We start from the raw sequence: 19,937 nt of genomic DNA, 5'->3' as shown, positions 1-19,937 counted from the left end.
GTTAACGCCGATGCTCTGCGCAGTTCAAGGAGAGATCGATGTACACGCCGCCAGCTTTCGTGGTCGACGACACCAGTGAAATCCACGCGATGATGCGGGCATGCCGCATCGCCAGCTTCATTACCGCGACGGCTGAAGGGCCTGTGGCGACGCCGCTGCCGATGTTTCTCGACGCGGACGAAGGTGAAAGTGGCACCCTCTACGCCCATCTCGCCCGCCCGAATTCGCAGTGGAAAATGCCTGTGATCGGCGACGGGCTCGCTGTCTTCATGGGCCCCGACGCCTATATCAGGCCGGCCTGGTATGCCGCGAAAGCCGAACATGGAAAAGTGGTTCCGACGTGGAACTACACCGCCGTTCAGGCGAAGGGGCCGGTCGAATTCTTCGATGATCCGGCGCGGCTGCTTGATATCGTCATACGGCTGACCGACGTCCACGAGCGTGCGACTTCAAACCCATGGTCTGTCAGCGATGCCCCGCCGGCATTCATCGCCGCGCAATTGCGTGGCATCGTCGGGATCCGAATGCCGATCACGCACCTGACCGGCAAGCGCAAGCTCAGCCAGAACCGCTCCGAAGCCGACAGAGTTGGCGTGAGCAGGGGCCTCTCGGAAAGCCGCCGCGATTTTGACCGCGCCATCGCCGATATGATCCCCGTTCCATCCTCGTCATCGTGAGACACATGCATGTTCAGACCTGATTTCAATCCGCAGCCGACGCTGCGTGGCGTGGCCATTCATCTTAGGCCCCTGGGACTAGGCGATCTCGAGGGGTTGTATTCGGCCGCAAGTGACCCCGACGTCTGGGCAGGACATCCGGCAACGGACCGCTACAAGCGCGAAAAGTTCGAACCCTATTTCGCCACGTTGCTGGCGAGCGCAGCGACGCTTGCCGCCATCGATCGGCGGACCGGCGAGATCATCGGATGCTCGCGTTACTACGTCGCTCCCGACATGCCGGACAGCGTCTCGATCGGCTTCACCTTCCTCAACAACGCCTATTGGGGTGGCGGCACCAACTTCGAGCTGAAGCGGCTGATGCTCGGCCATGCCTTCGGCGTTTACACCGATGTCTGGTTTCACATCGCGCCGACAAACATCCGCTCGCAGAAGGCGACGGTGAAGCTCGGTGCTGCGCATGTCTACGACGCGACACTGGACCTTTCGGGCACGCCGTCGCCCTGGATGTGCTTCCGCCTGAAACAGGATGATTGGAACCGGGTCGTTGCGGCCAGGGCCGGCGGCATGTGATGCGCGTCTGACGATGGTCGCGCTTTTTCTCATCCCAAACGAGTGAAGGCGTCTCTTGAACGGTTGCTCCGATTGACTTTGGTTCGATGTCGTACTATTTGGTTTGATGTCGAATTAGATGGAGCCAATCATGAAGCGACGACAGTTCTTGGCCGTGTTGGGTGGCGGTGTCGTCTTGGCGGCCGCTGGTGCATCCACGGCATTTCTGCTGACCCGTCGGCCCGATCGAGCCTTGGCGCCGTGGATGCTGGCTGGAGCAGGTGACCAAGAGCCAAGGCGCAGGGCGCTTTCCTACGCGATCCTGGCGCCCAACCCCCACAACCGGCAACCATGGCTCGTTGATCTCCGTGTCCGGGATCAGGTAACCCTCTATGTCGATGCGACCCGCCTTTTGCCCGAGACCGACCCCTACAACCGGCAGATCACCATCGGGCTCGGCTGCTTCATCGAGCAGATGGCCATTGCCGCCTCCACCCAGAATTACAGGCTGGACGTTTCCCTCTTTCCTGAAGGGAGCGATGCGCAGGCGCTCGACGGCCGCCCGGTCGCGGTCATCCGTTTCGAGCAGGATCCGACGATCGGCGCAGATCCGCTCTTTGCGCAGATTTTGGCGCGCCGGTCGCTGAAGGAGCCATTCGATCTGACCAAACCCGTGCCTGGGGAGGTGCTTGGCGCCCTTGGTGCGTCCGTCCGCCATGGCGCGCTGGCGCGATCAAGCAACGATCAGGCCGTGGTGGCGACCCTGAGGGAGATGACCCATGCGGCCCTTGAACTGGAGATCGGCACGGAACGCACCTACAGGGAAAGCGTCGATCTCCTGAGGATCGGCAAAGCCGAAATCGAGGCCAGTCCCGATGGAATCGACCTCGGCGGACCGCTGTTCGATGGGCTTGCGGCATTGGGGCAACTGAGCCGCGAGCAGGCGCTCGACACGACATCCACGGCCTTTGCGCAAGGACGAGCGGCGCTCTTGGCCAACTCGGACACCGCCATGGCCCATATCTGGCTGACGACATCAGGCAACAGCCGCGCCGAGCAGATTGCCGCGGGCCGTGATTGGGTCCGGATCAATCTCACCGCCACCGCGCTTGGAACAGGCCTGCAGCCGCTCAGCCAGACATTGCAGGAATTCCCTGAGATGAGCTGGTATTACCGGCAGGTGCACAAAATGCTGTCGCCGGAAGGCGGAACCGTTCAAATGCTGGGCCGGCTCGGTTATGCTGCCCCAGTCGAGCCCAGCCCGAGATGGCCGCTGGATACCAGGATCATCTGAACGCGGCTGGAGCATAGGCCTTGGACGACGACACCCTTATCTTCACATTCTTCAATGAAATCGGCATCGTCAGCCAGTTGTCCCAGGCATTCCTAAACCGCCACCTTCCGGATGGGCTGCACAGTTCGCACTTTGCCACCCTGAACCACCTTTACCGCGTCGGCAACGGCACGACGCCGCTTGCGATCGCCAATGCCATGCAGGTCACGAAGGCGACGATGACGCACACATTGGCGGTGCTGGAAAAACGCGAGCTGGTCGAGATCAGGGCAAACCCTAGCGACGGCCGCTCGAAGACAGTTTTTCTGACGCCGGCCGGCCGGGCATTCCGTCTGGCGGCGATCGGCGACGTGACGGCTGCAATGGCAACTGTCGCGTCGCTGTTCGATCGCGCCGCGCTGGAAGCCAGCCTCCCCACATTGCAGCGTGTCCGCAAGATCCTCGACGCCGAGCGCGCCCATCGCTCGGGCGGCGATTGACAGCGCCGGTCCGGCGGCCCGTCACTCCGTCGTCGCTCGCAAAGCGCGCATGATTTCCTCGGCAAACATCGCGGTGGCGAGACCATGGCTGCGTTTTTCGCGCTGGACGAGCGAAAGCACGTTCTTTCCGAAGGTGCGCTCGCGGATCTGCAGATAGGTGAGCACGCCGTTGCGCTGCTCCTCGGCAATATCGAACTTGCTGAGGAAGGCGATGCCGTCGCCGGCAGCAGCAAGGCATTTCATCGCTTCGATCGAGTTGGTCAGGAACGCCGGCTCGACGGTCAGACCGGCATTTGCAAAGGCGTCGGCGACGATCCCATGGATCAGCATCGACTTGTCGGCGAAAATCAGCGGATAGGGTTCGCAGTGGGCGAGCGGCAGCGAGTCGAGCCCGACGAGGGGATGTTCGGGCGAGACCACGGCGCCGAGCCGGGTATCCATCTTCCACAGCGTCTCGAGTTGCGGCGAGGGCGGCAGGTTGAAGGCGAGGCCGAGGTCGGCCTCGCCGTCGACAACCGCCTGGACGATGTCGTGAATGAACATCACCCGGATCGAAATCTTCAGCCGCGGATGGCGGGCGCAGAAGTTGGCCGCTGCCTTCGGCACGATGCCGCCGGCAAGGCCGTTCATGGTGGCGATGATCACCTCGCCGCTCTGCAGCGCCTTCAGGTCGCGGATCTCGGCCTCGACCTGGCTGTACTCCTTGATCGTCCGGCGCACATGCGCAACGAGGATTTCGCCGGCCGGCGTCAGCCGCAACCCTCTCGGCAGCCTTTCAAACAGGGGCTCGCCGATCATCTCTTCCAGCTGCAGCACATGCTTGTTGATCGCCGACGCGGCCACGTTCAGCCGTTCGCCGGCGGCGCGGATGGAGCCTGAGCGGGCGACTTCGTCGATGTAGCGCAGCACGCGCGAGTGCAACATACCCAGTCTCCTCCAATTCAAGCGCTCTCGAAAAGAGTACGCTGCGCGCAGAAAATACTGCTTTTCGGAAGCGGTGCAATAACTTCTTATGGCCTTCGACAACGAGGAGAGATCGGCGCGGGCGCTGCCCCGGTGAAGGCTTGAGCACCCGGCTCTGCCCATGCCGACGAGACTTGCAAGTGGAGGAAAGACGCGTGAACAAAACCGAAGCCGTGCACTACGACAAAGTGCGCGCCATCTTTGATATCCTGAACGGAAAGAAGGAGGCGGACCTTCTTCTGAAGAACCTCAACATCCTCGATGTGCATGGCGAAACCGTCTACCAGGGATCTATCCTCGTCTATGACAAGCGCATCGTTGCGCTCAATCCCGATGAGACGATCCTGAAAGTGAAGGATGTTTTCGACGGCAAAGGGCTATACGCGATCCCCGGCCTGATCGACGCGCACATCCATTTCGAATCCCAGCTGGCGCATCCGACGGCACTGGCCGAAGCGATGGTTCCCTGCGGCACGACGACGATCTATGCCGAATGCCTGGATCTCCTGAGTGCGGCGGGCGATGAGGGCGTTGCGGCGGCCGAAAGCCTGTTCAAGGACTACGACAAGCTGCCCTATCGGCTTTATGCCTTCGCTCCGGGCAAGAAGACGGCGGCGTCCGTCACCGAGGCTGTCTTGAAGATGGAACCGGTCATCGGCCTCGGTGAGTTCGAGCACTTCACCTACAGTTCGGGCGATGACGACGATTTCCGCAAGGCGGCCTGGGTGCGCGCCAAGGGCGGCTTCATGAACGGCCACTGGGGCGTAACCGCGCTTTCCGACATGGTCCTGAACTATCTGCCGGCGATCGGCGTGTCGAACAATCACGACGTCTGGAATGAGAAGGACATCGAAAAGAGCATCCGTTACGGTTTTCCGACGCACATCAAGTTCGGCGTCGGCAGCAGCGAGGTGATCAAGATCCTGCTGCGCGCCATCGTCGACCGCAAATGGCCGACCGACAATTTCATGCTGTGCACCGACAACATATCGGTCGAGCGCTTGCTGACCATGGGTCACATGGACTGGATCATCTCGCTCTGCGCCGAGATGGGCTTCAACCCGATCCACGCGATCAAGATGGCCACCTACAACACGGCGCGGTCGTTCCACATGGAGGACCGGATCGGTTCGCTTACCCCCGGCCGCTTCGCCGACATCGTGCTCACCGACAGCCTGTCGAAGATAAATCCGCTCTACGTGTTCAAAGATGGCGAGCTGGTCGCAAAAGATCGCAAGCTGCTGAAGAACGCCGACATCGATTATTCCGGCATGTGCAAGAAGGGTGTGCCCGGGCTTGACGACCTGACGTCGGGTCAGCTCGACATCGTGCCTCTGGAAGTCTCGCAAGACGGAAGCCAGGCCAAGGTCTATCTGTTCGACGTCTACGGCCGTGGACACGCAAAGTTCTACCAGGAGGTCTGGGTGCCACTGCGGGACGGCAAGGTGGTTGCCGAGTATGAGGGTGCAACACTGAGCCGGCTGTCGGTGGTCCAGCGTTATGCCGATGGCAAACGGCACGTGGTCAACGGCCTGTTCAAGGGCGTCCATGTGGAGCGCGGCGCGGTTGCCACCTTCTGGCCGGCGCCAAAGCCCTACTTCGTCGTCGTCGGCCAGGACAGCGCGGAAATGTGCCATTGCCTCAAGCGGGTCGATGCCTATGCCGGTGCCTGCATCGTCACGGAGAACAGGGACGACAAGGCCGTCATGCCGCTCGAGATTTATGGCGTAATGGCGAACATGAGCGTATCCGAACTGACCGCTGCTGCCGGCGCCATCGATGCGGCCCTTGAGGAGATGGGCAACCGCAATGAAGGCGAACCGGTCGTGAACAAGCTTCTGAGCCTGTTCATCTCGCTGCACAGGTTCCGATTGATGGCCTGATGGCCGGTGGAGGGAACGAGGCAGGCGCTGTGGCGCCTGTCGATGAGGGCGCGTGGATCGACCGAGAGGAGTCCGGGACATCCACGAAATCACGACACGACATGCCCGCAGCCGTTGAAATGGCGGTAGCGAAAGGGCAACAGAACATCTGGGGAGGAAAGTAATGGGACAGAAGACGGACGAGGCCGAAATCGTCGATACCGGCAGCCTGACCAGGCGATGGATCATGTATGTGGTGGGCATTTACGTGCTCACCTTCGGGGTCAGCCTGGCGATCCGAGCCGGTATCGGTGTGTCGCCGCTGAGCAGTCTGACGCGGACCATGACGCTGGTCTATCCGCCGTTGAGCCAGGGCACCTACAATTTCATCACCGAACTGATCATGCTGGCACTGACCTATCTGGTGCTACCCAAGGATTTCAGGTTGAAGAGCTTCGCATCGCTGCTTCCGGCCTTTGCGCTCGCGGTGTTCCTCGATTTCAATCTGAGCATGACCGAGTTTGTCAAGCTCGACGTCTACTATGCGAAGGTCGCTCTTCTCGTGTTCGCGGACGCGGCGCTCGCCTATGGCCTGTTCCTGATGATCCGGGCCAACCTGGTGCTCATGCCGATGGACATGTTCGTGAACACGCTCTGCAAGCGCACAGGCTGGAAGTGGGGCAATATCAAGACCGGCTATGACTGCGCGCTGCTGGTCGTGTCGGCCGGCATCGGTCTCGCCTTCCTGGCTGACATCCCCTTCATCCGCGAAGGCACTGTGCTCAATGCAGTCCTGGTCGGCCAGTACATCAGGCTCTATTTCTTCCTCTACAAGAAGATGCAGGCGAGGAAAACCGCTCCCTCATCGAGTGGGCTCGAGCCGGCCGCCAAGTAGGATAGGCACCGCAGGTGCAACAGAAGGGGCTCTCCATCCCGGAGAGCCCCGTCGTTTACCGTAAGTTATGACTTACGATTGCTGCTCCGTGAATCCCAGCGGCGCACCGGGAAGAAACAGCGAAATCGGCCGGATTTCATAGACCGCAGTCGGGTTGGCGCGGCGCAGTTCGCGGGCCGCGGCAACGGCTGCCTCAAGCGTTGGAAAGTCCACGACGTAGAAGCCGAGCAACTGCTCCTTGGTTTCGGCAAAGGGGCCATCGATGACGATACCTTCGCCATTGCCTCTCAGCGTCACGGCGCGCTCCGTGGGGCCAAGCCGTGCCGCCGGACCCAAGGATTTTTCGCGCACGAGGCGATCGTTGACCTGCAGAAGGTCGGTCATCAACGCGGCGTCTTCTTCCTTCGACCAGGATTCGACCACTCCCTCTTCGTGATAGGCGAGGATGGCGTAGTACATGAAGCAGCTCCCTTTTGCGCCGTGGGTTTTTGCTCATCCAAGCAACCGTGGGATGGTGTCTGGCATGGGCCTCGCCGCGACTATATGGCCGGATCGGCGCGCAGACTACGGACTTGAAGGCTTCAGCCGAAGGAATGGTTCCAGGCTTTCGACAAATTCGCAGAGAAGTTCGCGGTCGAAATGGCCCCTCGAGCCAAACATCATCTGAACCGTCTCGGCAGGTGTCCACGCGCGCTTATAGGGCCGGAGCGTCGTCATAGCGTCATAGACGTCGCAAATGGCAGCAATCCGCACCGGCATGCTGAGCTGGTCGCCGCGAAGACGGTCGGGGTAGCCGCCGCCGTCGGCATGCTCGTGATGATGAAGACAAACATCCAGCACCGTCTCATCGACGTCGCCATTGGCGCTGAGCAGGTCGTAGCCTCGCCGGGTGTGTGTGCGAATTTGCGCGATCTCCTGATCGTCAAGCCGTTCCGTCTTGTTCAGCAGCCCCTTCGGCAACAGCAGCTTGCCGATATCGTGAAGCAATCCGCTCAATCCCAGGATCTGAACAGCGCGTTCGTCGAGCTTCAACCAGCGACCAAAATGGACCATCAAACCGCTGACGGCGATCGAATGCAGGAAAGTGTATTCGTCCTTCTTCTTCAGTCGGCTGATGCCGATCAAGGCGATCGGGTTGTGCTCTACGGCCGACGCGATTTTCTCGACGGCTTCCTCCGCCTGGCCGAGCGCAACCGTTCCGCCCATGCGGGCATCGGTAAACACGCCGGCGAGCAGGTGTTTCGTTTGATCGATCGTTCGCGAAACCGCCCTGGTTTCGGCAGCGGTAATAGCGCTCCGGGCCGCACTGCCGAAAGGCGGCGCGTCCCGTGTTCGGCCGGCAATGTCGCAACCTTTCTGCACGTCGATGAGAACACTGATGACATTGCTGGCACGGACACGATCAACCTCCAGCTCCGTACTCAACAGGAAGCCGCGCCGCAGGCCCGCTGCCGTGGTCCCGCCTTCAAGCTCCTCGACGAACATGCCGAGCCGGACCTGATGTCGTCGTATTCGCTTGTGCATTCCTCTCCTGAATTGCTCGTCAAATCATGAAACGGCGTGGCCGGTGCGAACCTCGGATATGATCAGAATTCTCTCCAGTCATCGGCGAGCACTACATTGCCACGAACGGCCGCGGTCATTCTCGCAGCCGCGCTGCGCGCGGGGAGCAAGGCGGGTCTCGACAGGGTCGCCGCGACACCCCGGGCAGCCTCTTTGGATGTGGTGTTCGCACCAATATTGAACTGACTGAGGAGCTGGAAAAGGGCGTCGGCTTCGCTCGACAGACGACGGGCGGCGGCAGTAGACGCCTCGACCATTGCGGCGTTCTGTTGCGTGCCCTGATCCATGACGTTGACGGCCTGATTGATCTCCTTCAGGCCCGTCGCCTGCTCCTTCGATGCGTCGACGATGGCTGCGACATTGCCATTGACTTGAAGGACCTGCGTGACGATCTCTTCGAGCACCGCTCCTGTCTGCCCGACAAGCGTTGCGCCGTTCTTCACGTGACCGTTGGATGCGGTGATCAAAGCCTTGATTTCCTTGGCGGCCTTTGCCGAGCGCTGGGCGAGTTCGCGCACCTCCTGCGCCACGACGGCAAAGCCCTTGCCGGCATCGCCAGCGCGGGCGGCTTCCACGCCGGCGTTGAGCGCCAGCAGGTTGGTCTGGAATGCGATTTCGTCTATGACGCCGATAATGTTGGAGATCTCTGCCGATGAGCTCTCTATCCGTCCCATCGCCTCGACGGCGCTGCGCATCACCGAGCCGGACTGTTCAGCGTTCTGGCGGGTCTTGCGCACCAGCTCTCCGGCGTCCTCCGCGCGCCGGCTGGAATCGCTGACCGTGGTGGTGATCTCTTCGAGAGCCGCGGCCGTTTCTTCGACCGATGCCGCCTGTTGTTCCGTGCGTTTCGACAGATCATCGCAGGCAGCGCGAACCTGCTGCGCACCTACTGCAATCGCGCTCGCGTTTTCGGCGACGGTCTGCATCGCGTTCTTCAGCTTGGCAGCCGCTGTGTTGAAGTCGACCCGCAGCGTGTCGAGTGTCGGGATGAACGCCGTATCCAGGGTTTGCGTCAGGTCGCCATCGGAGAGGGATTGCAATGCACGGGCAAGTACCTCCACGTTGCTGACACGACCGGTGACGTCGGTTGCGAACTTCACCACCTTGAACACCTTGCCGTTCATGTCGAAAATCGGATTGTAGGACGCCTGGATGTACACCTTGCGGCCGCCCTTGCCGAGCCGCATGAATTCGTCGGTCACGAACTCGCCACTGGCCAGCCTCTGCCAGAAGCGGCGATAAGCCTCGCTGGCGGTGTAGTCCGGGTCGCAGAACATCGAATGGTGTCTGCCCTGGATTTCGCAAAGCGCGTAGCCGAGTGTCGCCAGGAAGTTCTCGTTGGCGGCCAGGATTTCACCTGATGTCGTGAATTCGATGACAGCCTGCGCTCGCGAAAGTGCGGCAAGCTTGCCGGCATCTTCCGCACTCCGGCGCTTGTGTTCGGTGATATCGGTTGCAAGCTTGATAACCTTGTAGGGCTTGCCGGCTCTGAAGACCGGATTGTACGACGCTTCAATCCAGATCTCCTTGCCGCCCTTGCCGACGCGTTTGTACTGTCGGCGGTCGAATTCGCCGCGGGCAAGCTTTGCCCAGAAGGCGCGATAGTCGGCCGATGCCGCTTCGACCGGGTCGACAAAGAGCCGATGGTGTTGCCCCACGATCTCCCCAAGCTCGTAGCCCAAGACGGCGCAGAAGTTCGCGTTCGCATCCAGGATCCGGCCGGTGAGGTCGAACTCGATCATCGCCTGGGAGCGGGACATTGCGTCGCGCACAGCCTTGGCCTCGGAGCCGAAGGCTACCGAAAAACGTTTCATCTTGAATGTCCTTTGTCGAGCACGACCCGCAGCCGTGGCGACGACAGCTCTCATTCGAAGAGAGATCTGCCGCACAGCTAAACGCACATCATCGCAAACGGGATTGCCATCGGCGCATCATGCGCATGCGCAACCCCCAGATTTTGCCTGGCTATATTTTGCATTCACAAATTAACGCTGCGTTAATCCAGAAACGACGACCGAAGATCGTTCCGATTATTTACGGGTCAACGATCTTCGCTTGCGGGGGACGCAAATTGCAAGATGGCACAGGCAAAGCCGGCTTGATCGGGCGTAGGAAGCTGACGCGCGCAAAAGGTTCTTGGTCTCGATGCTGGGGAACATCTCGCCAAAAATGATGCCTACAGCTTCTTCGAACGGCTCGGCGATCTGATCGTCACCGGCCCGACCAGGACGAACGTCAACGATTTCCGTGCCGTGTTCATCGAAGCAGGGGACTTCACGTGAAAGGCGTCACGCTTCAACAAACTGTCGCACAGGAAAGGTATCGCAGACCGCGAAGCAATCCTGATGTCCGCGTTCGCCCGTGGTGGCGTCGACGTTTGATGGGTATGACATGCGCATGTCTCGAATTCTGGCCGGACTGATCGAACGGCACGATGAGCTGGAACTCAAACTCGACTTTCTCGAGTGCACTAGCACCGCCATGAGCGATGATGGCACCCTCACAGAGCTGCGGCACTCGCTGAAGGAAATCCGACGCGACATTGCCCGCAACAGAACCCGTTGCCGCTGAAGGCTGCCGGCGGCAACGGCATTGCTTGCTCCTTGCCTTTGGCGACGCAAAGCGAAGCGAGGGAGTGCGGCACGCAAAGCGTTGGAACCTGCGTGCTGCCAAGAAAATGACGACAGGCATGCCGCTTTTATGTCGTGTGCCTCGTGATGGCAGCAAGGATGATGCCCCAATCGTTGCCATGGAGTTCGTGGCCGCCGCCGGGGATCGCAAGAAATTCGGATCCGGCCACCGCAGCGGCAATCGCCATCCCATGTTCGACCGAGAAGATCGGGTCGGTGGTGCCGTGAATGACCAGGAGCGGTGTCTCGAGCGATTTGAGTTTGCCTTTGACGCTATCCCCGCCTTGAAGCATGAAATGGTTGGTGGCGGAGAGCAGCCCGCCCGAACGGTCGTAGTCCCGCTCGATGAAGGCACGGATGCGGTCCGGATCGTGGGCGCGCGCGGTGCTCGCGATCATCCGGGCATCCCTGGTCATGAAGTCGATCACCTGGGCCCGATCCGACCAGTCGAGGTTTTCGGCTGACGCGGCGTGTTCCATATAGGCCGCACTTATCGGCGGGAGCTCAAGCCCAAGGCCGATCGGCGTCGTGCTGACAAGCGTCAGCGACGACACGCGTTTTGGCGCTGACAGCGCCACGATCTGGGCGATCATGCCACCAAGCGACATGCCGACGATGTTGGCAGCGGCAATGCCATAGGCATCGAGCACGGCAACCGCATCGCCGGCCATGTCGTCCATCGAATAGGGCGGATTGCCCGGAGCATACTTGGTCGAAAGCCCGGTGTCGCGGTTGTCGTAGCGGATCACGTAGCGGCCGCTTGCCGCCAGCTTGCGGCAGAAAGCATCCGGCCACCACAACATCGAAGCCATCGCGCCCATGATCAAAAGCACGGGCGGCGCAGCCGGATCGCCAAAGGCCTCCGTCGCGATCGTGACGCCGTTGGCGCTGACGATCTTCTCAGACTTCATGTCGGCCATGGCGTCGCTCCTCGAAATTGTGGCCGCCGCGGCCAGGGCTGCTCCTGCGAGCAGGAACTGGCGTCGGTTTGGCATGTGGGTCTCTAACGTGCTTTTCATCTTCGTCTCCCTCGCGATATCGAACGTCGGCATGGGCAGATATTAAGGCGTGCGAATTTCCGGCTCGAGAGAGAGATTGGACAAAATCGGGGCATTCGCGCCACTAAACCGATCCGCAGCTCAAGGAATGATGCTGCAGAAACGATGCGGCTGGCGCCACCGCCTGCGCAAAACATTTGACAAACGGTCTGACCTGATAATAAGTTCGGTAACAGAACGAATTAAAGAGGGTGCCGTGAGCGACAGTCTTCGTATCTCCAGAAAGTTCTCTCAGCGCTCCGTCATGGAGGCGATTGTCCAGGGTGGGCCAATATCTCGCGCCTCCATCGCCAAGCAGACAGGTCTCTCCAAGCAGACGATCTCGGAAATCGTGCGTGCGCTAGAGGTGGAGGGCTGGGTCAAGGAGACCGGTCGAACCAGTGGTCATGTCGGACGCACAGCCGTGACGTACGAGCTGGTCTATGACGCCGCCTACATTGTCGCGGTCGATCTCGGCGGCACGAAGGTGAGGGTGGCGATCACCGACCTGGCTTGCCAGATCTTTGCTGAAGATACCGAGCCGACGGACCCGCGCGGTGGCCAGTACATCGTCGACCAGATCGTAAAGCTCGCCTTTCAGGCAGCCTCGCGCCAGCGAATTGCCCGCAAGAAGATACGTCTTGCCGTCGTCGGTGTTCCGGGCGCGCCGGATGCCCAGACCGGCCGGGTTCTGCTTGCGCCAAACATTGCCGGCTTCGACAAGATGGACGTGGTTGCGGCGTTCGAGCGCGCGTTCGGTTTCGACGCCATGCTTGAGAATGACGTCAATCTGGCCGTGCTGGGCGAGAACTGGCTCGGACAAGGCCAGGGCATCGACAATCTGGCCTATGTGGCGCTCGGCACGGGCGTCGGCAGCGGCCTGATGGTTGGTGGGCAACTCGTTCGCGGCGCCATCAATGCGGCAGGCGAGCTAGGGTTTCTTCCGCTTGGCGCCGATCCGTTCGAGGCGGAGTCGCTGCGAACGGGCGCATTCGAGCGCGCCGTCGCATCCCATGGCATGGCGGACCGTTATGCAGCGCTGTCGGGCAGGGTCATCAGCGTGCCGGCGATCTTCGAGAACGCGCAGAATGGCGATGAGGCAGCACTCGCCGTTCTGGATGAGACGGCCCGATACCTCGTTCGGGGCATCGGAGCGATCGCCGCAATCGCCAATCCGGAAAAAGTCATTCTTGGCGGCTCGATCGGCCTCAGGCCGGAGATACTTGAGCGGGTCAAGGCGTTTCTGCCGCAATGCTTCCCCTATCCCGTCAACGTCGAGACGGGGGAGCTTGGATCGCGCGCGGCCATCATTGGGGCTGCTGCGATCGGCCTTGGTCAATTGCACAACACGCTGTTCGGCGTCGACGCGCCGGACGGCCGGATTTCATTGCCGCGGGCCAGCATGACCGCGCTGCAGGAGGCTGTACGATGACGGTGCCGAACGACCTGGTCGCCCGCCTGACAGAGGCTCTGGATCGTGACGCGGCGATCGCGCTTTTCCGCGGCGCCATCGGGCGCCAGAGCATCACCGGCAACGAGGCCAATTTCGTTGCCTATCTGCGCGAAAAAATGTCGGGCCTTGGTCTGAACAACCTTGAGACGGCAGAATTCCTGCCGGGTCGGCCGAACATCTGGGGCGAACGGAAGGGTGCGGGTGATGGTCCGCGGCTGCTGTTTGTCGGCCACACCGATACGGTGCATGTCGACGGATGGCGGGAGCACTGGGCCGGCACGGAACGGGAAGACCCTTTTGCTGCGCCGATCATCGACGGCGCGGTCTGGGGGCGTGGCTCCGGCGACCTGAAGGCCGGCATTTCGGCCTCGCTTGCAGCACTTTCGTTGCTGGACATGGCGTCGATAAACCTTCGCGGCGATGTCGCCTTCGCCTTCATCGGCGACGAGGAGAGCGGTGAGCCGGATACCGGCGTCTCGGCGGGCATCAAGGATCTCGTTTCGCGTATCGAAGCGGGTGCAATCGCCCGGCCCGATTTCGTCGTCTATGTCGAGCCGACACGGCTCTCGGTCTATCCCGCGCAGATCGGCTTTTTCATCGCCGACATTACCATCACCGGCAAGTCTGCCTATTTCGGCGTGCCCGAACTCGGCAAGGATGCGTTGCGCGCCAGCCACGCGGTGATGAGTGCCTTGTGGAAGCATTCCGACGAGATCGCCGCCCGTGCCGAACACAAGCATGTCGGGCGCAGTTTCCTGCTGATCACCGGTTTGGCCGGTGGCGGATACATCGCTGTGCCCGAGCGCTGCACGCTGTCGCTGATCCGCAAGCTTCTGCCGGGGGAATCCCTGGATACGGCCGCGGCCGAAATCGAAGCGGCCGTGCGCTCCGCCGTCACCGATCCCGAAATCAAGGTCGAGTTCGCCTACCCGGCGGGCCGCGACCATGCACTCGGCGGAACGGCGGCCGAGATCGATGAAGGCCGCGCCGAGGTCGGTTTGCTGTCGGCCTCGATGGCCGAGGCGTTGAGTGGGCGAGGGGTGATCGAGGGCGCGCCGTTCTGGTCGGAGTCCCCGTTCTTCGTCAATCGTCTCGGTGTGCCGGCGGTCTATTGCGCGCCGGGTGATATCCGCAATTGCCATACTTACGAGGAGCGGGTCGAGGTGGAGGAATACCTCGCCGGCGTCGTCGGGTTTGCCGCGTTCATCGCCCGCTACTGCGGCGTGACCGCTTGAACTGCCACCCCTAGAGGAGAAAAGGGAGAAAGAGCATGCTGAACAAGATCATTGCGGCGGCGATTGCCGGAGGGCTGATGTTCGCCGCCAGCCCGTCCAATGCGCAGACGGTCGGGCCATCCGGTGAAGCGGCGACGCCGAGCGCCGACGTGACGCTGTCTGACGCCGACATCGCCGCACTGACGGGCAAAGGCTACAAGGCAGCCCTCCTGTGGCACACATCTTCCGATTTCACCAATGCGGTCTCAGCCGGCGCGAAAGACGAGTTCACGCGGGCGGGTGTCGAGGTGGCGGTAACGACCGACGCCGGGTTTGACGCAGCCCGTCAGCGCAGTGACATCGAAACGGCGCTGGCCGCCAAGCCCAACGTCATCCTTGCCCTGCCGCTCGATCCGGTCACATCCGCCGAAGCGTTCCGCCAGGCCGTCACGGATGGCACCAAGCTGGTCTTCCTGTCCAACGTGCCAAGCGGTTACAAGCAGGGCACTGATTATGCCTCGATCGTCACCGACGACCTTTTCCAGATGGGCAAACAGGCGGCCGATGCGCTCGCCAAGGGGATCGGCGGCAAGGGCAAGGTCGGCTACATCTTTCATGACGCCAGCTACTATGTGACGAACCAGCGCGATCAGGCGTTCAAATCGACGATCGAGAAGGATTATCCCGATATCAAGATCGTTGCCGAGCAAGGTATTTCCGATCCGGCGCGGGCCGAGGAACTTGCAAGCGCCATGCTGCTGCAGAATCCGGATCTCGACGGTATCTACGTCACTTGGGCAGAGCCTGCCGACGGCGTCCTGTCGGCGCTGCGCGCCAACGGCAATACCAAGACCAAGATCGTGACGCTTGACCTGGCCGAACCGGTTGCGCTCGACATGGTCAAGGGCGGTAGCGTCACTGCGCTCGTGGCCGACAAGGCCTATGAGCTCGGTCGCGCCATGGCTGCTGCAGGATTGAAGTCGCTGCTCGGTCAGCCAACGCCTGCCTTTGTCGTCGCTCCCGCTCTCACCGTCACCAAGGAAAACGTCTCGGACGGCTGGAAGCAGTCGCTTAACCGCGATGCGCCGCAGTCGGTGCTCGACGCGGCAAAATAAGTCTCGGTCCCGGCGGCGCTCGCCGTCGCCGGGGTCGCTGGATCCGTCTTAAGGGAGGAAGATCGATGCGTAAGGAAGTTACAAGGCTGGCCCTGCTGGCGACGATGTGGGCGACGACCAGTGTTTACGCGGCGGATGGCGTCACAACGGGTCCGCACGGGGAGAAGCCGACGCCGGCTGCGAGCGTGACGCTGACCGCGGCGGAAGAAACCCAGATCAAGGATGGAAAATTTACCGCCGCGCTCGTTTGGCACGAGATGAGTGAATATACCAACGCCGTCAACAACGGTGCGCAGGACGAGTTCAAGCGTCTTGGCATCGAGGTCGTTGCGCAGACCGACGCGGGCTTCGATGCCGCTCGACAGAAGGCTGACGTCGAAACCGTTCTTGCGAAAAATCCTTCGATCATCGTTTCTTTGCCCGTCGATCCGGCAACCGCAGCCGTCGTCTACGACCCCGCACGGACAGCCGGCACCAAACTCGCCTTCGTCGACAACTCTCCGGCCGGCTACGTGCACGGCAAGGACTATGTGACGATCGTCTCGGACGACCTGTTCCAGATGGGCAACAAGGCAGCGATCGCCATGGCCCACGCGCTCGGCAACAAGGGCAAGATCGGCTACATCTATCACGATGCCGATTTCTACGTCACCAACCAGCGCGACGGCGCGTTCAAAGCGACGATCGGGCAGGACTATCCCGACATGCAGATCGTCGCCGAAGCCGGCATGGCTGATCCGGCCCGCAGCGAGGAGATCGCGCAGGGCATGATCACGCAGAACCCTGATCTCGACGGCATCTATGTCACCTGGGCCGAACCGGCCCTCAGTGTTCTCTCAAGCCTGCGTGGGGCGGGGAACACACATACGAAAATCGTGACCCTGGATCTCAATGAACCTGCGGCTCTCGACATGGTCAAGGGCGGCAATGTCGCCGCGCTCGTCGCCGACGAGGCCTACAACATCGGGGTGACCGTTGCCCGTGCCGCTGCCGGTTCTCTGGTCGGCAAGTCGTCGCAGCCGTTCCTGGTCGTCGATTCCCTGGCCGTGACCAAGGACACCGTTGCCGACGGTTGGAAGAAGTCCCTCAACAAGGACGTTCCTGCCACCATCGCCGATGCGTTGAAGTGATGCCTGCCGCAGGGAGCGCCTGTCTCCCTGCTGCCCTCTGGAGGAAATAGGATGCCCAGTGCCAATACCGCTGCGTCAGGCAGGCCGAATGGCTTTGCCAACCGCATAAACCTGCAACAATACGTCGTCTACTTCGGCTTTCTGGCGATTTTCCTGTTCTTTGCCATCGTGCTGAGAGACAGCGGCTTTCTGACCGTGCGCAACCTGTCGAACATCGTGCTGCAGACCGCACCGGCGACGATCATGGCGATTGGCCTGGTCTTCGTCATGTCGGCGGGAGAAATCGACCTGTCGATCGGCTCGACCGTGGCGGTCTCGGCCCTTGCCGCAGCCGTGACGATGAACGACTACGGGCTTGTTGCCGGCGTGCTCGCCGGGCTCGGCGCCGGCTTGCTGGTCGGGTTGCTGAACGGCGCGCTGGTCGCATATGTGAAGCTGCCCTCGTTCCTGGTCACCCTGGCGACACTGGGGCTTTTTGCTGGCGTGTCGCGCTCGATGACCGATCTTCGGTCGATTCCGGTTACGAACGGCACCTTCACCGGCTTTTTCGGCTCGGGTGCATTCCTCGGCATCCCCTCGCTGATCTGGTGGACGGCGATCGCCGTCGCCATCGGTCATCTCATCTATCGTGAAACCCGTTTCGGCGCGCATGTGCTTGCCGTCGGCGACAACAGCCGTGCAGCGGGCGTGTCCGGCATCAGCGTGCCACGCATCCGGCTCACCGTTCTGATGATCAGCGGCGGCCTCGCCGGCCTTGCCGGTCTGCTCTACGCCGGCCGTCTGCAGGCGGCGAAGTACACGCTCGGCGAGACCGATCTCATGACGGTCATCGCGGCCGTCATCGTCGGCGGCACGCTGCTCAATGGCGGCAAGGGCTCGATCATCGGGGCATTGGTCGGCTCGCTTATGATGGGCATGTTGAACAATGGACTGATCCTGATGGGCCTGTCCGTCTCCGACCAGATGATCGTTCGTGGTCTCATCATTCTTGCGGCGGTCGCGGTATCGCTGCGCGAAAAATCCCGCTGAAGGAAGATCCACCATGTTTCTCGACGTTTTGCGCCGCCGCAACCCTGCCTTCATCGAGGCTGCAATGGCCCTGCATCAGCAGGGTAAAATCCCTGCCAACGCCTACGTGCTCGACCTTGACGCGGTCGAGCGCAATGCCCGCATTCTAAGCGATGAAGCGCATCGCCTGGGGTTGAAGACCTTCGCGATGACGAAGCAGGTCGGCCGGGCCAGCTCTTTTTGCCGGGCGGTTAAGCGCGGTGGTATCGAGAGGGCCGTGGCGGTGGATATGGCTTGCGCGCGGGCAACGCACAATGCCGGTCTGAAGCTTGCGCACCTTGGCCATCTGCAGCAGGTCGCACGCCATGAAGCGGCAGCGGCCGCCAAGCGCTTCGAACCTGAATACTGGACGGTCTTCAACGACACGAAGGCTGCAGAAGCGTCGGCGGGTGCGAAGGCTGCAGGGCGGACGCAGGGTCTGCTCGCGCGTATTCGCGCCGAGGGAGATACGTTTTACCGCGGCCATGAAGGGGGATACGATGCCAGCGAGGTCGCCGCTGTCGCTGACCGGCTGGATGCGCTTGATGGTGGTCGCTTTGCCGGCATCACCACTTTTCCCGCCCTGCTCTTTGATCTCGCCACACGCAAGGTTCTGCCGACGCACAATCTTGCCACCCTTTCGAGAGCGGCGGAGGCTCTGGCCAGGGCCGGTCGCAAGGACATCGAGGTCAATGCCCCTGGAACCACGTCGAGCGTCATGCTGGCCGCGCTTGCCGAGGCAGGTGCTACGCAATGCGAACCGGGCAACGGCCTGCACGGTACGACCGCTTTGCATGCGATGGAGGACCTTCCGGAAATCCCGGCTGTGCTCTATCTGACCGAGGTGTCGCATCTGTCGGGCGGCAAGGCCTATTGTTTTGGCGGCGGTTTCTACATCGACCCGGTGTTCCCGCCCTATGACGTCAAGGCGATCGTCGGCGCTGAGCCTACGACGGCTGCCGATGCGCTGCGCAGTGTCGAAGTGCCGCCGCCTTCGGCCATCGACTACTATGCGATGATCGACGCCAGCGGTGCTGCCGCACCCAAGCCCGGCGACACTGCTGTGTTCGGCTTCCGCGGCCAGGCTTTCGTTACTCGCGCCTATGTCGTGGGCGTGTCCGGCATCGCCAAGGGCGAGCCGGTGGTCGAAACAATTGAAAACGGGTTCGGCGAAACCGCCGCCTGGCCGGTTTAGGAGGATGAGCATGACTGTGAATGCAGAAGCCACACAGGGTGCGCCGGTCCTTCGGCTGCAAGACATTCGCAAGTCCTTCGGCGGCATCGTTGCCATCGAGAACTTTTCGCTCGAAGTCTATCCCGGCGAGATCGTCGCGCTTGTCGGCGATAACGGTGCCGGCAAGTCCACGCTGATCAAGATCATTTCCGGCGTTCATCCGCCGACATCCGGAACGATGACGATCGAGGGCGAAACGGTGACCATGTCGAACGCCACGATGGCGCGGGCACACGGCATCGAGGTCGTCTATCAGGATCTCGCCCTTGCCGATCAGCAGAGCGTCTACATGAACATGTTCCTTGGCCGCGAGCCGACAAACCGCTTCGGCCTTTTGGACCGTCGCCGGATGATCGATGAGACCGAAAAGCTCGTGAAGGAGCTGGATGTCCGCATCCCTTCAGCCCATGCGACGATCCGGGATCTCTCCGGCGGGCAGCGCCAGGGCGTGGCGATCGCGCGCGCCACCCATTGGGCAAGCAAGCTCATTCTGCTGGATGAGCCGACGGCAGCGCTCGGGGTTGCCGAAACGGCCAAGGTCGAGGAAATCGTGCAGTCGCTGAAGAGCCGCAACATCGGCGTGCTGATCATCAGCCATAGTCTCGACCAGGTGTTCAAATTGTCGGACCGCATCTGTGTCCTGCGACGCGGCAAGCAGATCGGCGTCCGGGAAACGGCCAAGACCGACAAGAACGAGATCATCGCGATGATCACGGGTCTGCAGCACAGCTAGCCGGAAAGCCGGCGGCGATAAACAGGGCTGAGTGGATCTCCGCGACGGGTCAGCCAGAG

The 19,937-nt window shown here is 61.5% G+C and carries 19 protein-coding genes and 1 pseudogene; 15 read left to right on the top strand and 5 right to left on the bottom strand.

The features are described from left to right. The first annotated feature begins 38 nt into the window (after positions 1 to 38). The 4 genes from HT585_RS16845 to HT585_RS16830 all read left to right on the top strand — a co-directional run bounded on the left by HT585_RS16845 (position 39) and on the right by HT585_RS16830 (position 3,002). Positions 39 to 677: an FMN-binding negative transcriptional regulator gene (locus tag HT585_RS16845; RefSeq protein ID WP_176353996.1), complete on the top strand. Its 639-nt coding sequence runs from the start codon at positions 39 to 41 to the stop codon at positions 675 to 677. Between the two features lie 9 nt (positions 678 to 686). Further along, complete coding sequence (locus tag HT585_RS16840; protein ID WP_176353995.1) at positions 687 to 1,250, top strand: GNAT family N-acetyltransferase; 564 nt, start codon at positions 687 to 689, stop codon at positions 1,248 to 1,250. 130 nt (positions 1,251 to 1,380) lie between these two features. Continuing rightward, positions 1,381 to 2,523, top strand: a complete 1,143-nt coding sequence (locus tag HT585_RS16835; protein WP_176353994.1) for an Acg family FMN-binding oxidoreductase — start codon at positions 1,381 to 1,383, stop codon at positions 2,521 to 2,523. 20 nt (positions 2,524 to 2,543) lie between these two features. Next, positions 2,544 to 3,002, top strand: a complete 459-nt coding sequence (locus HT585_RS16830; protein WP_176353993.1) for a MarR family winged helix-turn-helix transcriptional regulator — start codon at positions 2,544 to 2,546, stop codon at positions 3,000 to 3,002. A 21-nt stretch (positions 3,003 to 3,023) separates the two neighbouring features. Here the strand turns inward: HT585_RS16830 and HT585_RS16825 are convergent, their stop codons facing one another. Beyond that, the gene (locus tag HT585_RS16825; protein ID WP_176353992.1) at positions 3,024 to 3,926 is read right to left on the bottom strand and encodes a LysR family transcriptional regulator; all 903 of its coding nucleotides are present in this window, start codon (positions 3,924 to 3,926) and stop codon (positions 3,024 to 3,026) included. A 194-nt stretch (positions 3,927 to 4,120) separates the two neighbouring features. On the opposite strand from HT585_RS16825, the gene HT585_RS32200 reads away from it, so the two are divergent. Together HT585_RS32200 and HT585_RS16815 are read left to right on the top strand one after the other, a co-directional pair. Next, entirely contained in the window at positions 4,121 to 5,848 is a 1,728-nt protein-coding gene (locus tag HT585_RS32200) for an amidohydrolase family protein (protein ID WP_176353991.1), read from the top strand. Between the two features lie 163 nt (positions 5,849 to 6,011). Further along, a complete protein-coding gene (locus HT585_RS16815; RefSeq protein WP_176353990.1) occupies positions 6,012 to 6,722 on the top strand; it encodes a YczE/YyaS/YitT family protein in 711 nt (236 codons plus the stop codon). A gap of 72 nt (positions 6,723 to 6,794) precedes the next feature. Here the strand turns inward: HT585_RS16815 and HT585_RS16810 are convergent, their stop codons facing one another. From HT585_RS16810 to HT585_RS16800, 3 genes are all read right to left on the bottom strand, one after another. Beyond that, the gene (locus tag HT585_RS16810) at positions 6,795 to 7,181 is read right to left on the bottom strand and encodes a YciI family protein (protein ID WP_176353989.1); all 387 of its coding nucleotides are present in this window, start codon (positions 7,179 to 7,181) and stop codon (positions 6,795 to 6,797) included. Positions 7,182 to 7,286: 105 nt separating this feature from the next. Further along, positions 7,287 to 8,246 (bottom strand): HD-GYP domain-containing protein, encoded by a 960-nt coding sequence (locus tag HT585_RS16805; protein ID WP_176353988.1) that lies wholly within the window; start codon positions 8,244 to 8,246, stop codon positions 7,287 to 7,289. 62 nt (positions 8,247 to 8,308) lie between these two features. After that, positions 8,309 to 10,099, bottom strand: coding sequence for a methyl-accepting chemotaxis protein (locus HT585_RS16800; RefSeq protein ID WP_176353987.1), 1,791 nt, complete (start codon positions 10,097 to 10,099; stop codon positions 8,309 to 8,311). 333 nt (positions 10,100 to 10,432) lie between these two features. Between HT585_RS16800 and HT585_RS16795 the strand changes: the two are divergent. Both HT585_RS16795 and HT585_RS16790 read left to right on the top strand, forming a co-directional pair. Further along, positions 10,433 to 10,567, top strand: a pseudogene (locus tag HT585_RS16795) (MOFRL family protein); the annotation flags it as partial. Between the two features lie 115 nt (positions 10,568 to 10,682). Next, positions 10,683 to 10,856 carry a hypothetical protein gene (locus tag HT585_RS16790; protein ID WP_176353986.1) on the top strand — a complete coding sequence of 58 codons (174 nt, stop codon included), beginning with the start codon at positions 10,683 to 10,685 and terminating at the stop codon, positions 10,854 to 10,856. Between the two features lie 127 nt (positions 10,857 to 10,983). On the opposite strand, the gene HT585_RS16785 is transcribed toward HT585_RS16790, so the two are convergent. Further along, positions 10,984 to 11,934: an alpha/beta fold hydrolase gene (locus tag HT585_RS16785; RefSeq protein ID WP_343214011.1), complete on the bottom strand. Its 951-nt coding sequence runs from the start codon at positions 11,932 to 11,934 to the stop codon at positions 10,984 to 10,986. A gap of 235 nt (positions 11,935 to 12,169) precedes the next feature. Between HT585_RS16785 and HT585_RS16780 the strand changes: the two genes are divergently transcribed. The 7 genes from HT585_RS16780 (at position 12,170) to HT585_RS16750 (ending at position 19,878) form a co-directional block, all read left to right on the top strand. Next, entirely contained in the window at positions 12,170 to 13,384 is a 1,215-nt protein-coding gene (locus HT585_RS16780; protein ID WP_176353985.1) for an ROK family protein, read from the top strand. After that, complete coding sequence (locus tag HT585_RS16775) at positions 13,381 to 14,640, top strand: M20 family metallopeptidase (RefSeq protein ID WP_176353984.1); 1,260 nt, start codon at positions 13,381 to 13,383, stop codon at positions 14,638 to 14,640. The genes HT585_RS16780 and HT585_RS16775 overlap by 4 nt, the downstream gene beginning before the upstream one ends. A gap of 35 nt (positions 14,641 to 14,675) precedes the next feature. Next, positions 14,676 to 15,734 carry a substrate-binding domain-containing protein gene (locus HT585_RS16770; RefSeq protein ID WP_210270431.1) on the top strand — a complete coding sequence of 353 codons (1,059 nt, stop codon included), beginning with the start codon at positions 14,676 to 14,678 and terminating at the stop codon, positions 15,732 to 15,734. Between the two features lie 65 nt (positions 15,735 to 15,799). Next, on the top strand, positions 15,800 to 16,864 hold the full coding sequence (locus HT585_RS16765) for a substrate-binding domain-containing protein (protein ID WP_246707707.1): 1,065 nt from the start codon (positions 15,800 to 15,802) through the stop codon (positions 16,862 to 16,864). A gap of 51 nt (positions 16,865 to 16,915) precedes the next feature. Continuing rightward, the gene (locus HT585_RS16760) at positions 16,916 to 17,893 is read left to right on the top strand and encodes an ABC transporter permease (RefSeq protein ID WP_176353983.1); all 978 of its coding nucleotides are present in this window, start codon (positions 16,916 to 16,918) and stop codon (positions 17,891 to 17,893) included. A gap of 13 nt (positions 17,894 to 17,906) precedes the next feature. Beyond that, positions 17,907 to 19,106 (top strand): alanine racemase, encoded by a 1,200-nt coding sequence (locus HT585_RS16755; RefSeq protein ID WP_176353982.1) that lies wholly within the window; start codon positions 17,907 to 17,909, stop codon positions 19,104 to 19,106. 10 nt (positions 19,107 to 19,116) lie between these two features. Further along, a complete protein-coding gene (locus HT585_RS16750) occupies positions 19,117 to 19,878 on the top strand; it encodes an ATP-binding cassette domain-containing protein (RefSeq protein ID WP_176353981.1) in 762 nt (253 codons plus the stop codon). Positions 19,879 to 19,937 lie beyond the last annotated feature (59 nt).

The organism is Ensifer oleiphilus, from assembly GCF_013371465.1.
In the GTDB taxonomy this organism is placed as follows: domain Bacteria; phylum Pseudomonadota; class Alphaproteobacteria; order Rhizobiales; family Rhizobiaceae; genus Ensifer; species Ensifer oleiphilus.
This window is presented reverse-complemented; position numbering and strand designations above follow the sequence as displayed.

Coding starts and splice junctions, on each gene's coding strand:
- HT585_RS16845 (WP_176353996.1), top strand. CDS start 39: ATGTACACGCCGCCAGCTTTCGTGGTCGACGACACCAGTGAAATCCAC.
- HT585_RS16840 (WP_176353995.1), top strand. CDS start 687: ATGTTCAGACCTGATTTCAATCCGCAGCCGACGCTGCGTGGCGTGGCC.
- HT585_RS16835 (WP_176353994.1), top strand. CDS start 1,381: ATGAAGCGACGACAGTTCTTGGCCGTGTTGGGTGGCGGTGTCGTCTTG.
- HT585_RS16825 (WP_176353992.1), bottom strand. CDS start 3,926: ATGTTGCACTCGCGCGTGCTGCGCTACATCGACGAAGTCGCCCGCTCA.
- HT585_RS16815 (WP_176353990.1), top strand. CDS start 6,012: ATGGGACAGAAGACGGACGAGGCCGAAATCGTCGATACCGGCAGCCTG.
- HT585_RS16810 (WP_176353989.1), bottom strand. CDS start 7,181: ATGTACTACGCCATCCTCGCCTATCACGAAGAGGGAGTGGTCGAATCC.
- HT585_RS16805 (WP_176353988.1), bottom strand. CDS start 8,246: ATGCACAAGCGAATACGACGACATCAGGTCCGGCTCGGCATGTTCGTC.
- HT585_RS16800 (WP_176353987.1), bottom strand. CDS start 10,099: ATGAAACGTTTTTCGGTAGCCTTCGGCTCCGAGGCCAAGGCTGTGCGC.
- HT585_RS16790 (WP_176353986.1), top strand. CDS start 10,683: ATGTCTCGAATTCTGGCCGGACTGATCGAACGGCACGATGAGCTGGAA.
- HT585_RS16785 (WP_343214011.1), bottom strand. CDS start 11,934: ATGAAAAGCACGTTAGAGACCCACATGCCAAACCGACGCCAGTTCCTG.
- HT585_RS16775 (WP_176353984.1), top strand. CDS start 13,381: ATGACGGTGCCGAACGACCTGGTCGCCCGCCTGACAGAGGCTCTGGAT.
- HT585_RS16770 (WP_210270431.1), top strand. CDS start 14,676: ATGCTGAACAAGATCATTGCGGCGGCGATTGCCGGAGGGCTGATGTTC.
- HT585_RS16765 (WP_246707707.1), top strand. CDS start 15,800: ATGCGTAAGGAAGTTACAAGGCTGGCCCTGCTGGCGACGATGTGGGCG.
- HT585_RS16760 (WP_176353983.1), top strand. CDS start 16,916: ATGCCCAGTGCCAATACCGCTGCGTCAGGCAGGCCGAATGGCTTTGCC.
- HT585_RS16755 (WP_176353982.1), top strand. CDS start 17,907: ATGTTTCTCGACGTTTTGCGCCGCCGCAACCCTGCCTTCATCGAGGCT.
- HT585_RS16750 (WP_176353981.1), top strand. CDS start 19,117: ATGACTGTGAATGCAGAAGCCACACAGGGTGCGCCGGTCCTTCGGCTG.